Annotated in this window: 14 protein-coding genes and 1 pseudogene; 13 read left to right on the forward strand and 2 right to left on the reverse strand. The window is 47.2% G+C overall.

Annotation, left to right across the window (positions count from 1 at the left end; translation table 11 throughout):
• Positions 1–184: 184 nt before the first annotated feature.
• The 10 genes and pseudogenes from MHH63_RS27000 to MHH63_RS27045 all read left to right on the forward strand — a co-directional run.
• Positions 185–444: pseudogene (locus tag MHH63_RS27000) on the forward strand (sigma factor); the annotation flags it as partial.
• Positions 445–948: 504 nt separating this feature from the next.
• On the forward strand, positions 949–1,107 hold the full coding sequence (locus MHH63_RS27005) for a hypothetical protein (RefSeq protein WP_254848792.1): 159 nt from the start codon (positions 949–951) through the stop codon (positions 1,105–1,107).
• The gene (locus tag MHH63_RS28655) at positions 1,031–1,978 is read left to right on the forward strand and encodes a Gfo/Idh/MocA family protein (RefSeq protein ID WP_445321778.1); all 948 of its coding nucleotides are present in this window, start codon (positions 1,031–1,033) and stop codon (positions 1,976–1,978) included. Before MHH63_RS27005 ends, MHH63_RS28655 begins: the two co-directional genes overlap by 77 nt.
• Before the next feature lie 501 nt (positions 1,979–2,479).
• Positions 2,480–3,112, forward strand: coding sequence for a carbohydrate-binding family 9-like protein (locus tag MHH63_RS27015; RefSeq protein WP_076125364.1), 633 nt, complete (start codon positions 2,480–2,482; stop codon positions 3,110–3,112).
• Positions 3,113–3,336: 224 nt separating this feature from the next.
• On the forward strand, positions 3,337–4,215 hold the full coding sequence (locus MHH63_RS27020) for an ABC transporter ATP-binding protein (RefSeq protein WP_249267678.1): 879 nt from the start codon (positions 3,337–3,339) through the stop codon (positions 4,213–4,215).
• Positions 4,212–6,671 (forward strand): hypothetical protein, encoded by a 2,460-nt coding sequence (locus MHH63_RS27025; RefSeq protein ID WP_341172273.1) that lies wholly within the window; start codon positions 4,212–4,214, stop codon positions 6,669–6,671. The genes MHH63_RS27020 and MHH63_RS27025 overlap by 4 nt, the downstream gene beginning before the upstream one ends.
• A complete protein-coding gene (locus tag MHH63_RS27030; protein WP_076302149.1) occupies positions 6,668–7,360 on the forward strand; it encodes a hypothetical protein in 693 nt (230 codons plus the stop codon). Before MHH63_RS27025 ends, MHH63_RS27030 begins: the two co-directional genes overlap by 4 nt.
• Positions 7,361–7,386: 26 nt before the next feature.
• The gene (locus MHH63_RS27035) at positions 7,387–7,980 is read left to right on the forward strand and encodes an RNA polymerase sigma factor (protein WP_076125358.1); all 594 of its coding nucleotides are present in this window, start codon (positions 7,387–7,389) and stop codon (positions 7,978–7,980) included.
• The gene (locus MHH63_RS27040) at positions 7,955–8,932 is read left to right on the forward strand and encodes a hypothetical protein (RefSeq protein ID WP_076137953.1); all 978 of its coding nucleotides are present in this window, start codon (positions 7,955–7,957) and stop codon (positions 8,930–8,932) included. The genes MHH63_RS27035 and MHH63_RS27040 overlap by 26 nt, the downstream gene beginning before the upstream one ends.
• Positions 8,933–8,943: 11 nt before the next feature.
• Positions 8,944–9,594 (forward strand): ATP-binding cassette domain-containing protein, encoded by a 651-nt coding sequence (locus tag MHH63_RS27045; RefSeq protein ID WP_076302147.1) that lies wholly within the window; start codon positions 8,944–8,946, stop codon positions 9,592–9,594.
• A 19-nt stretch (positions 9,595–9,613) separates the two neighbouring features.
• Here MHH63_RS27045 and MHH63_RS27050 read toward each other — a convergent pair whose 3' ends face one another.
• Complete coding sequence (locus MHH63_RS27050; protein WP_139330140.1) at positions 9,614–9,853, reverse strand: hypothetical protein; 240 nt, start codon at positions 9,851–9,853, stop codon at positions 9,614–9,616.
• Between the two features lie 178 nt (positions 9,854–10,031).
• Here MHH63_RS27050 and MHH63_RS27055 point away from each other — a divergent pair, with 178 nt between their 5' ends.
• Both MHH63_RS27055 and MHH63_RS27060 read left to right on the forward strand, forming a co-directional pair.
• Entirely contained in the window at positions 10,032–10,508 is a 477-nt protein-coding gene (locus MHH63_RS27055) for a hypothetical protein (RefSeq protein ID WP_341172274.1), read from the forward strand.
• Between the two features lie 279 nt (positions 10,509–10,787).
• Positions 10,788–11,447 carry a YczE/YyaS/YitT family protein gene (locus MHH63_RS27060; protein ID WP_248547753.1) on the forward strand — a complete coding sequence of 220 codons (660 nt, stop codon included), beginning with the start codon at positions 10,788–10,790 and terminating at the stop codon, positions 11,445–11,447.
• 55 nt (positions 11,448–11,502) lie between these two features.
• On the opposite strand, the gene MHH63_RS27065 is transcribed toward MHH63_RS27060, so the two are convergent.
• Positions 11,503–11,919: a MerR family transcriptional regulator gene (locus MHH63_RS27065; protein WP_340395182.1), complete on the reverse strand. Its 417-nt coding sequence runs from the start codon at positions 11,917–11,919 to the stop codon at positions 11,503–11,505.
• Between the two features lie 120 nt (positions 11,920–12,039).
• On the opposite strand from MHH63_RS27065, the gene MHH63_RS27070 reads away from it, so the two are divergent.
• Positions 12,040–13,089, forward strand: a complete 1,050-nt coding sequence (locus tag MHH63_RS27070; RefSeq protein WP_339172243.1) for an NAD(P)-dependent alcohol dehydrogenase — start codon at positions 12,040–12,042, stop codon at positions 13,087–13,089.
• Positions 13,090–13,137: the final 48 nt, after the last annotated feature.

Below are 13,137 nucleotides of genomic sequence, written 5' to 3' on the forward strand. Positions count from 1 at the left end.
TATCATGTCTTTCAACTGTTAAGTTGTTGATATCAAGTGAAAATTTAAGAAAACGAAGTGACTATTAAAAAAAAGGACAATGAATAACAAAAAAAGAGCCATCCATCCGGTAAAACCTTCATACTTCTATCAACGCTTTTCTATCAAGAAAGTGGATTTTGACATCGTATCGTGTCCACAACCTCAAAAATTCGATAATGCCGGAGAAGACATGGAGGACTTAATCTCCATGGAACCATTGGCTTGATTAAAGCCATCGAGAGCTATCGTCCGAACAAAGGAACCAAACTAGCCACATTTGCAGCACGTTGTATTGAAAACGAAATCCTGTTGCACCTGCGTTCGCTCAAGAAAACACGTAAAGACGTATCTCTGCACGATCCGATTGGGACAGACAAGGAAGGTAATGAAATTACACTTATCGATATCCTTGGCTCTGAAGCTGTATCATGAGTTTTATAAGGCGAAGCGGTGAGGATATTAGATAATAACTTAAGATTCACTATAGAGTGTTTTAAAAGCGACTTGCAAAAAGGGAGTTGCTTTTTTATGTGCGCCCAGCATTGGCAATCTATAGGGTTGAAGTTTCGCATACATCGTACAAAAATGGCAGACCTTGCGGCAAGCGATAGAAGAAAGAACCTATGAACCGAGCCCCTCCCCTACATAGAATTAGAAGGAATAACGGAATCGTGCAAAAAGTAACTTTCTTTGCTAAATAAAAATATCCATCATTCTTATATAATAAAGGTGACAAGGTATCATAACAAGATGCAGGTTATTCTGTAGTAGTCCGGTATTGTACAAATGTAAGAGAAGTATATGCATGAAGAATGGTAAATCATCAATGCCCAAGAAGACTAGACGTTGTAAGGAGACTTCGGTTTCTCCCAACAAGGAGCTTGGATCAACATAAAATAACCTCCGCGAGTGAGAAGGATAGGATGGATGCATCATGAAAAGGTACGGGGCGGTCGTGATAGGCTGCGGTTATATGGGCTCTCTCCACTTGGACGCGATATCACGACAGGTGCGGGTTCGGTTGATCGGCGTGGCGGATTGGAACCGGGACAGGGCCTCCTTAGTGGTAAGCCAATACGGAGCTGAGTGTTGGAGCACGGATTACCGGGTCTTGATAGAGCGTGATGATGTGGATCTGGTCATTATCGCCACGTACCCGTCCTCCCATCTGGGGATCGCAAAAGATTGTCTCGCTGCAGGGAAACATATCCTATGCGAGAAGCCGATGGCGGGCAATGCACGGGAAACACAGGAATTCATGAAGCTGGCCCGTGGAGCTAAAACCAAGGTGCTGATCGGTCACATCCTTCGCCATAACACTACGTACCAGGCGGTTATGAAGATGATCCGGGAGGGCGCCATCGGCTTCCCTTTGGTCATCCGGCTATCCCAATTGAAGCCCTCCAAAAATTGGGCTTCCCACTTATCCCTGCTCCGGGACGTCTCGCCGATCGTGGATTGCGGCGTCCATTATATCGATGTGATGCGTTGGGCTACAGGGGCGGACGTAGTAAGCGTCAATGGGATCGGGCAGCGTCTCTACGAAGATGTCCCGCCGTATACTTACAATTACGGACTCATGACCCTCCGTCTGTCGGACGGCTCCATCGGCTACTTTGAGACAGGGTGGGGCAAGGGGCTTCCGACTGATAACCGGAAGGAATTTATCGGACCGGCAGGCCGGATTCGCATCATATACAAGAACGAACGACCGCGAGAGGATCAGCATCTGGGGAATCTGATCGAGGTCGAAGACTACCAGAAAGGAGCGGTCCGGCAGATCAATATGGACTTCTCCGTAAAGCCTACGGGTGCCCAGCTGGACTATTTCCTGTCCATGCTGGAGAACAACTTGCCCCCTATACCGGCAATGGAGGAAGCCTGCCGGGCGATGGAGATCGCTCTCTTAGCCGACCGGGCGATCCATGAAGGAATTACGTTACCTTGCGCGAAATAAGGGTTGACCAACATGGTGATGGTAACAGGGGATGAACCGGTGCATGGTGTACACCTGCTGAGGAATAAATTGTCCACACCCATGCAAAGTACGGCAGCCGACATCAGTCAGTCGAACTGAGGGATGTATACGGTGCCGTCGGGTACCACCCGCTGGATCATCAACGGATTGCAGGGCTAGTAAGCTCCGGAGCCATATTCCGGGAGGTTCCATTCGGCGAGGTGAAGGTAGATTTCGACGCCTATTTCGCCGCATTGCAGGAGAACGGATACGGGGGGATCTGACCATCGATCGGGAAGTGGGGGAAGCGCCCGAGGGGATATAGAGTGTGCAGTTCCATCATCCGCCAATACAGGTAACGGCAGACGGCCGTGCGAAATTTCGGGGATCGAGACTGCGTATTGGAAAACCGGTAAGTCGCGGGTCTAAATGATCAAGTTAATTAATAGGGTTGTTTTGCTGTGTTAGCCTAGTGGGATTTCCAACCGAAGGGAATGAACCATGGAAAGAAAATTAGAAACCTTAGTGATTTCCCGCCTGATAAATCAGACGGATGTTTCAGTTACAGAAGATTTCCAGATCATTAAACAGTATCAATGGCTTAAAGGATATAACCCGGTCGTTACAGCAAGATTAAATTACAGTCAGGAGGATCTGAAGCTTCAGTTTAAGGTTTACGAACAGAATCCAATACGAACATATAGAAACATGAATGATCCTGTGTATAAGGATAGCTGCATCGAGTTCTTTTTTCAGCCTTCTCCGGATTCGGACCAGCGCTATATGAATTTCGAATTTAATGCGAATGGCGCAATTCTCTTGCAGATAGGAGCGGATCGGTATGATCGCTTCCCAATCACTATCAATCCAGCACTTTTCCAAGTCCTATCCACCACGGATCAGATTAATGATAAAGGGGAAGCGTATTGGGAATTAAGCTTTTCGATCTCATGGGCATGGGTACAATCTTATTTTTCGGATTTTCGGGCAGTGCCGGGAAAAAGGATAAGAGGAAACTTTTACAAGTGCGGCGATGAAACGGTTTATCCGCACTTTGGAACATGGAGCAAAGTTCATTCGAACAAACCAGAATTTCATAGAAGCTGTGATTTTGGGATTCTGTACTTAGAGTAACTGCGAAATGCAGGTTAATGAATAACTTCCGAAGCCGCATATACGGGGTTGGAGGTTTTTTTGTCGTAGTAGACACATCGAACAAATGTCATATTGGCAGCGCAAGGATACTATTATTTTAAAAAATCACCTGTTTTTTAAACTTTTAGAAGGGAGTGTCGTTATACTGTTCGACAATCTACTCGTGCGCACGGTAGTTGGCCAAGTACGAATGGAGGCAGGTAATGATGCATGTAGTTATCCAGCAATTGTGCAAAAAATATGGCAGTAAACAAGTACTGAACGGAATTAACCTGACATTGGGTACGGGTATGTTCGGCTTACTCGGTCCCAATGGGGCGGGAAAATCGACATTGATGCAAATATTGGCAACAGTAATACCGAAAACATCAGGGGATGTACAAATTGGACATTGCAAGCTTGGGCGGGATGAACGTGAAATTCGTGGCTTGCTTGGCTACCTGCCACAAGAGTTTGGCGTATATCGCAAGTTGACAGGCGCAGAATATCTCGATTATGTCGCGTCCATGAAGGGCATTACAAATGGAAAAGCCCGGAGGAAAGCAGTAGCCGAAATGTTGCGCCGAGTCAATCTGGAGGAGAAGCGCCATGTGCGTATAGGCAAATATTCTGGCGGGATGCGGCAGCGCATCGGTATTGCCCAGGCGTTGCTAGGTGATCCGCAGTTCATTATTGTGGACGAGCCTACGGCAGGGCTTGATCCCGAAGAACGCATGCGATTTCGTGATATGCTGACTGAGCTGGGTAAAGATCGTACTGTGCTACTGTCTACACATGTCGTCGCCGATATTGATAATAACTGTAAGAGTATGGCGATTATGAGCGGAGGGCGCATCGTATTTCACGGTACGCAAGAACAATTGCTCCAGCGTGTGCAGGGACAAGTGTGGACGGTCCAAGTGGGTGATGAGAAGCTTGCAGAGCTCAAAGAAACTGCAGCCATCGTGACTGCAAAGCGTTCAGGAGCCGGCTATGAGGCGCGTGTTCTTGCCAGTTCTGTCCCATTACCTGGAGCAGTCCAGGCAAAGGCAGGACTTGAGGACGGATATATCGCGGTCATGAGAGCGGGGAATAGCCAATGAGCCTGATTCGCTATTACAAAACAGAGTGCAAGCTACTGCTGCGTGGCCCAGGCTTGTATCTAATGCTGGCAACTGTGGTCGGCATCCTGTATTTGATGTTTCAGACCGCCGATGCCAAATTGGATCGTGCAGTATACGTGATGGATATTTCTGAGGTGTATTGCCTTGTAGCCCTCATTATTTTGCCTTTGCTGGCAACAGCGATAGCACGGCGGGATGAAGAATGGAAGACAGCAACCATGATGGCTACCTTTCCGTATCGAACATGGGAAATGGAGGCTGCACGCTTGCTCTGTGCTGTAACCCTTCCGTTAGCAGCTGCGCTCGTGCCGATGGGGGCTTATGTATGGTTGGTCGTAAATGATGGCATCTCATGGGGAATGCGTGAATGGTATACCTCTGCTGTATTGGCTTCCTTTGCCATCCCGATGTTATTTGCAACTGTAATTGCCTACTTAGTAGGTATCCTTATCCGCAAGCGATACAGTTACTTGATCAGCTTCGTCCTGTTGCTTAGCTTGGCAATTATTTTACCGGAATTTTTTAAGACCGATCGCCCTTCTTTTTCATTACCCCCTCATACGCAGATTTGGTTCGATTATGCACTAGTTAAATATATTGGTAAGTCTTACTCACGTATGTGGGGATTTATATATGATCCGGCATTTTGGCTGCATCGCGGCATCGTTGCAGCTTTAGCAGCAGGAATGGTCATGACTGTTCTACTTGTAGTATGTAGACGCAGGCGGGAACGGGTCAAGGCATGGCTGGTCTATCCCACGATGCTGATTCTAGGTGCAGCATTGTTATGGGCAGGTAGTGCGATGTACGGATACCTGCAGGAACGGGCAGATATTGCGGATGCCAATGAACGTTTCTATCGCGAACGTCTTACTTCAGCCAATGATATCACGCAACAGCGTGAATTGGAGCAACTGCTCGTTGCTGGAATTGCAGCGGGTAAATATTCGGAGGCGGATATTGAGGAAATGTCTCGGATCACCCTTAACACAAACGGGAATACCAGCAATCCGCTCTCGGTATCGCATATTAAAGATCTGCTTGTCGGAATGAAGTTCCAGGATCTACACATTAACAGCTACAAGCTGAAGTTGGAATTACTGCCGCGGCATGGGTTAGAAATACAGGCGACGATGCAAGCAAGCAATGGACAAGCGGCAACACTAGAGCGATTCCCAATCATGCTGCGACATATCTTTGATGTACAGGAACTGAAGGTGAACGGTGCTGCTGCTGCCTATGAGTGGGAAGAGGCTACAGATGTACTTTGGATCAAGCCTGCAACGGATGTTATGCCAGGGGAGCATCTGGAGATCAAGATGACATATAGAGGTACCCTAAATGATTGGCGGCATTATTATTCCGTCGCTCCTAGCAGGGATAGATGGGAGCAGATCGCTGTTGTCGACGATAACAGGATTTTCCTGCCAGCTTTCTATGGCTGGTACCCTGTTATCGGCAATAGCCGGCTATCGGAATTGCTTACCGATCACTACGAATGGGGGCGTCACGCTACAGATATTCTGGACACACAACTGCCGCGCCCTATGGCGGGTTTTGAAGTTGCTATCACAGGGCCAAGTGGCTTGAAACTGTTCTCCAACGCCTCTGTCATTACTAGTAAGATGGCTGGAGAGAAGGGAGCGACCATCACGCGCCTGGAGCTGGATGAAGCAAGCGGACTTACATTATTTGGGGGCGATCTGCAACTTGCAGAAGCGACGGCAGACGGCAAGACGTTGCGTCTGTTGGCATCTGGTCAATTGCCTGCCCGTTCTGTCGAAGAAGCAGCACAGTTCGCAGCCAGGCATTACGCCCAAGCGGCGCGTACTTTGAAAAAGTTGGATGGAGAAGCTGCAACGAGTTTTCCCCAGACGGTTACTATGGCACTTGCCGATTATCCGTATTATAGTTTGAATATGGTGAGTATGAGCACCCTTGGCATGGTAGATGCATCAGTTGGAGGTCCGGAAGCTCGCGATGTCCACTTTTTGTCTAAGGTGTCTGTGTCAAGTTATTTTGGGGCGGAAATTGATCGAGGGAAAAATGGGAATATCCAACTGAGAACGGGGCAGTACTGGCTTGATTACAGTGCCAAACGTAGAGAGATTAGAAATGCGAGAATGTTAAATTTAAACGCCCAATATACACTGAATAACTTTTTTCAGGCTTATAACGAGCTTAAGCTGGTCGGAGGGAAACTGCCAGATCGACTGTTCGTACCTGTTAGCAGCTATTTTTTGAACGGTACACCGAATCAGGTTTATGACCTTATGAATACCATATACAGCCAGTACGGTATTGAAAGTGTCTACGATGTCATCAAGCTTGTCTATGACAGTATTGGCACAGAGCAGCTAATCGAGGACAGTGATGAACAAATGGAAGCGCTTCTGCGAGGCTATTTGCAAAGGAAAATGGAGGGAGGACAATGAAGGTTGCCCTCATTCTTTTGTCCCGTGCAAAATATGCTTGGCGCATCCTATGGGGCGGCTACTTGCTAGCTATAGCTATTATTGCGGCGCTGATAGCAGCTGGTTGCCTCATGCTGCCAATGATGATGCCCTCTCCTGGTTTTTATCATGTCAAAGTGGCTTTTATATTTGTGCTGCCTTTACTTGCGATTGCCTTGAGTGCTGCCTTGTTCGCCGATGATTTCAGTGAGGGTACTTTTGCCCATCATTTCAGCTATCCATATTCACAATTACTCGTGTTCGCCGAGCGAGGAGCGGTCGCTGCGCTATTGCTAGTTATCTATGAAGCAGCGTTGCTTTGGGCAATTGACCGCTGGGCGATCGTTTTAAGTACGGCACAACTAGCTTACATAATTAAACATAGCCTCAGTGTGAATATGTTCCTTGGCGGTCTGGCGGCATTGGGCAGTCTGCTAGGGCGCAATATGGCTGTCGGGCTAGGAGTGGGGGCAACGGTGTGGCTGCTGGAGTATTTTATGTCCAGTATGCCGCTCAATCGGTACTATTTATTTCAAGCCGTCTGGCCGGTGAGCCGGTTCACAGATAAATCGCATAACGCTATCGCATTATTTGCAGCAGCTGGAATACTGCTTTTCTGCTGTATGCTTCTATTGGGGAAAGGCAGAGGTTGGCTCGTGTGCAGGCAATAGTGCTGAGCGAGAAAGGAGAGAGTCAAGTGAACAGCAGGGCTGTTGTTACGGATGAGCAACTGCTCGAGCAATACAAGCAAGGGAATACAGCCGTGCTGGAGTTGTTCGTCTATCGGTATCATCAGACCATCTATGCGTATTTATACCGACTGACCAGCAAGCGTCAGCTCGCAGAAGATTTGGTGCAAGAGTGTTTTGTCAGAGTATTCACGGCTTTGCAAGCTGGTCGGTTGCCTGAACGGTTTCGACCATGGATTTATCGAATTGCGACGAACCTGTGCCGTGATGTATGGAAGTCCGGAGCTTATCGTTATGAAGTAGCGGCTAAGGATACCGGAGTGTATGATGCGGCAGATGGCGGTAAGGATACGGTAGCGTCTTTTTTAGACAAGCAATATGAGCGTGAAGCAGTCATTGCTGCCCTTGGCGCTTTGCCTGAGGAGGAGCGGCAAATTGTTATTTTGCGTTTTTATGAGGAGCTCAAGCTGGATGAAATAGCCGAGTTGCTGGAACTGCCGCTTGGAACGGTCAAGTCCAAGCTGTATCGGGCGTTCAGGCGACTGGCCCATACATTGCAGAAAGGGGAGGATCAGGATGAGTTACATATCCGGAGCCGGTAGCGCCGATAAGGCTAGTCGCGACAGTCAACTGCACAGGGAATTGCAAGAGCAGCGGCAACTAGAGGAAAAGGGTGAAGCAGCAGCGGATCGATGGGAGCATGACCAGATCGGAGCCGTATTCAGCCAACTGGATCGCTATACCGTCGATGGTCCCAGCGGCCAGCAGACGGAATCTCTGCTGGCGCTTGCCGCCACATATGCCACACAGCCTGAGTGGGCGGTTGCTGTACCCTCTTCCAAGCGAGTGGCAAGACATGACAGGCCTGGGCGGCAAGCAACTGTCGCTATATCTTTACCAGTAAGGCTTATGCAACGCATGGCAGCTCAGGTAAGGACGATGCATTGGCTGTTTTGGCTTACATCAGCGCTTATGATTGGCATAGGAGCAGTCGTTGAGGGGCTGGTAGCAAGTGAATGGTTCAGTAGCTCTGCCAAGCCGGATGTATTTTTATTTACGATTCTGTTGCTTCCTGTAGCCAGTGTGGCCTATTCACTCCGATCCATGCATACGCCAATGAGTGAGCTTGAGGCGACCTTTCCTGTTACACCCGTACAGCTTATGGTAGCCAGAATAGGAACCATACTGCTATATGACCTCCTTCTAGCGCTGTTGTTTTATGGAATACTCGTTATGACGGGTACCAGCGGTGAATTCGGATCTAACACTACTTTACTGATCACAGATCTATTACTGCCGATCTGCCTGAGCGCTTTTGCAGCGCTGGCTGCAATGCTTCGTTTCGGGACATGGCCTGGTACCGCGGTTGTCCTCGCAGTGGGCGTCATCCAGTTTTCCGCTGGCGAGAGGCTTGGCGTATTTCAATTGTTCAGCGAATACGGGTCCGAACACTGGCTTGCAAGCAAGCTTGTTGCTGTTAGTCTGGCAATAGCGCTTGGTGTTATAACAAGTATTTTGCTGCGCCATCGGCATTATTACAAGCAATATGGATAGGAGGGAGAGTGGTGCGAGGAGCTGAGCTAAAACTTACCGCGGTTGAACTTCTTGCAGATAATGGTCACCTGCTGCTAGGGGATGTGAATCTGGCTTTGCCGCCAGGCTGGTATGGTCTGGAGGGCGCCAATGGCAGTGGGAAAACAGCATTGCTCAAAGCGATAGCTGGTCTATACCAGCCTGTACGCGGCCTGATTACCTATCAGCTTCATGGCGTGACGTTGTCAGGGAATGCTTTCAAGTCTTATCTGGGCTACAAGCCACAGCAGACAGCGTACTATGACAATATGAACGTCGAGGCATACATGCGTTATGTGGGTGAGATGAAGCTGATGCCACGGGCAACCATTGAGGAACGATCTCGTGAGCTATGTGAACGGCTCGGGCTTACTGCCGAGTGGAAAACGCCCATTCAGCGGTTGTCAGGCGGCAACAAGCAACGGCTTATGATTGCTCAGGCGATGCTTGCTGATCCATGGTTTCTGCTGCTGGATGAGCCTCTCTATGGCATGGATATCGAGATTCGTTTCCTGCTGCTAGACACGTTGTACGAAATGACACCTGGCACAGTCGCAATCTTTTCAGGCGCTTTGGAGGGCCTACAGGGAGGTTGGTTGGATGCTGTGATCAAACTTGAAAATGGTACAGCGGCGCTGCACTGATGCAGCGCCGTTTTCTATATTAAATCATCCTGCTGCGGCTGCGAAACTTGCCTGGCGGATAGCCAGACATTTGTTTGAACCATTTACTGAAGGGGTGGATAGAGTCGGCCTCTAGCTGGCTGGCAATGGAGACTCTTCTACTCTTATCATTGGCAAAGAACGGGGAGTTTTGAACACAAATAAAATAATGAGAAGTGACAGATTGCTTGGGTAGTGTTGGGATAATATCAATAATTGGCGAACCAGCCGATGGAATCAATGGCGTGATTTTCTCTTTGAATGGAGATTTTTTGGTACCTTATTGTCAGTACAATCATACAGAGAAAAAAAAGGAGGAGAACCCAGAATCATGCACACCAAGAATAAGGGGAAGTACAATGATTTTTCGAGATATTTACGGATAGCCAATTGTTGCGGAAGAAGACGAAACACTTCCCTTGGCTCATCCTGATTTGATGTTGTTTTTGCTTAACACCACAAATGTAATTGATAGTGTTGATTATAGACTGTTCAAAATAGAGAAAACAGCTATCGTTCAATTTTTTGTAACGGACGCATTTAAACAACTAGTGGAACTCCATGACCTTAAGGGCTTAGATTTCTCAGAGGTATGCGATTCAGCTTTTACTGCAGAAAAAGAAGAAGAGCAAGAACGTAATTACCAAGCTGCCCTTGATTTCATAGAGCGCAATAAAGGAATTGAAGTTTCATATGATGAGGCTCGTTTCCTTATGGAGCAGGAAAAAGTTGTTGCCAGCGGAAAGTGGAGAATGCAACTAGATGAGAATGGGGAGCTATGGCTTGCGAATTTGACACCTGATTTGATTTATTGCTGGGGCCAGCCAATTTATATTCCTCCTGTGTTAATGCTTTTTCAATGGCATGAAGTAGAGAAGTCTGAAATTAACTTATAGAACCCGGTGGAATGAAATATACTCTTATGAAGCTTTATCATGATTTTTAAAAGGCTAAGCGCTGAGCTTAAAGTCATAAGTTAGATCCGTTAACACTAAAGTTTTACAAAGGCGACTTATCTGCGGACGGGTTGCTTTTGTTTTTTTTAGTTCCCATCAAAACAATATAGTCCTGACCGATCTGCTTATCCAAATCATTGAATACTATCAATAAAGATAACCGTCAAACAATAGAATATATGTTATAATGACGTGGTTGTTGTAAGGTGCCATTTTAATATGAAAAATAGGATGGGCAATATGAAGGGTTATCTTTATAACGTGGATAAAAAAAGATTGATTATTATGGTTATCGGCAATGTATTTCTGGGCATGGGAATTAGTATTTTTAAGCTGTCCGGCATGGGGAATGATCCCTTTAGCGGCATGGTGATGGCTCTTGCAGAGTGCGTGGGTATAACATATGCAAATTTTCTGATCTTGCTGAACCTGGTATTGTTTGTAATCGAATTCATCACCGGACGAAGGTATATTGGAGCAGGGACTTTTGTAAACGCAATCTTTTTGGGGTATATCGCTACGTTCTTTCATAGTACTTGGCTATCTCTGTTAGGCGAACCTCAGCTGTTATGGCAGCGGGTGGTCGTCGTAGCGATTGGCGTGGTGGTATGCAGTTTTGGGGTATCCCTGTATCAGACATCGGCTGTGGGAGTCGCTCCTTACGACAGCCTGTCCCTGATTATGAGGGATAACGTCCCGAAAATATCTTATTTTTGGCACCGGATGTTTACGGATGCTCTTTGTGCTTTGATTTGCTTCCTGGCAGGAGGCGTTATAGGCTTAGGTACTCTAGTGTCCGCACTTGGTTTGGGACCCATTATTCATTTTTTTGATGTGAATTTTACGGAGAAGCTGCTGGCAAAAAAGCGTCCAAATTAAGAAAGGCGGGGCAGATCAATCTGCCCCGCCTTTACTGTAATTTGAAGGTCCATTTTTAATGAGTAAATGCACTCTTAATGTTATTTTTTTTATGAACATCTTCCGTGCCGCTATCCAAGGCGGTCTTGTAGTAGAAGCATTTATGGTCTATGACTTCCATCGTTTTTTTCAATTCTTCCATCTGTGCTTCTACAGAAGCTTTCCGTTCCAAGAACATGTCATATCTCTGCTGCAAGGTGGAGTCCCCTTCAGAGCACCACTCAATGAAATGTTTTATTTCCTTAATCGGCATCCCGGATGACTTCAAACATTCAATTACTTTTAAAGCATCCATATCCGTTTCTTTGAAAACGCGTTTCCCGCTGGGGGTTCTTTCTATAAAAGGCAAAAGTCCCTCCTTGTCATAGTAACGCAGGGTATGTGGTGTCATATTAAAGTATTCTGCAACTTCACTTATGGAGTATGTCTTCATCATCTATCTCCAGTCTTAATTATATTTTATGCTTGACTTAGAGTTAACTTTAAGTAATAACATAGGTTTTGTAAAGTCGACGTTACAGCTTTTTATATTAACTAGAAGAGAGGTTTCACTATGATAAAAGTAAATGCACGTGCTACATTCAGTCAGGAAGGTCCGTTCAAGCTAACTACAATTGAACGCCGGAATCTGCAGCCGCACGATGTTCTTATTGAGATTAAATACGCTGGCATTTGCCACTCGGATATTCATACAGCCCGCGGGGAGTGGGGACCGGTTAAGTATCCACTTGTTCCAGGGCATGAGATCGCCGGTATTGTCAGCCAGGTCGGTTCCGAAGTTACAAAGTACGTAGTCGGCGATCGTGTAGGGGTTGGTTGTATGGTTGACTCCTGTGGAGAGTGCAGTAATTGCCAGAAAGGTGAGGAGCAGTATTGCCTGAGTGGAAATACGGGCACCTATGGGGCTATCGACCGGCACGGTCACTATACACAGGGCGGGTATTCCACGCACATCGTTGTAACAGAAGACTTCGTAGTCCGGATTCCTGACGCTATTCCGCTTGACGCAGCTGCACCGCTTTTATGCGCAGGAATCACCACCTATTCACCGCTGCGCCATTGGGGAGCCGCTCCCGGCAAAAAAGTAGCTGTAGTGGGTCTTGGCGGGCTTGGGCACATGGCTGTGAAGATTGCTCATGCCATGGGAGCTGAGGTTACTGTGTTATCACAGTCACTGAAGAAGAAGGAAGACGGATTGCAATTAGGAGCGGATCATTATTATGCGACCAGCGATCCGGAGACATTTAAGCAGCTTGCCGGTTCATTCGATCTTATTGTGAATACAGTAAGCGCACAAATTAATATTGATGCCTATCTTTCACTTCTGGCATTGGATGGTACATTAGTCAATGTCGGTGCGCCCGCTGATCCATTGGCAGTTAACGTATTCTCGCTGATCGGCCACCGCCGTTCGTTTGCCGGGTCGATGATTGGCGGAATCCGTGAAACGCAGGAAATGCTTAATTTCTGCGCTGAACATAATATTGCTTCTGAAATCGAGGTCATTTCTGCTGACCGGATTGATGAAGCCTGGGAGCGTGTGCTTGCTTCAGATGTCCGTTACCGGTTTGTCATCGACATCAGCACGATGGGGAACGAATAAGAGACGTCCTCTTTCTTGACGTCGGTTCGTGGCCACAACCTCAAGAAA

The organism is Paenibacillus sp. FSL H3-0310 (assembly GCF_038002785.1).
GTDB classification, from domain to species: domain Bacteria; phylum Bacillota; class Bacilli; order Paenibacillales; family Paenibacillaceae; genus Paenibacillus_AQ; species Paenibacillus_AQ odorifer.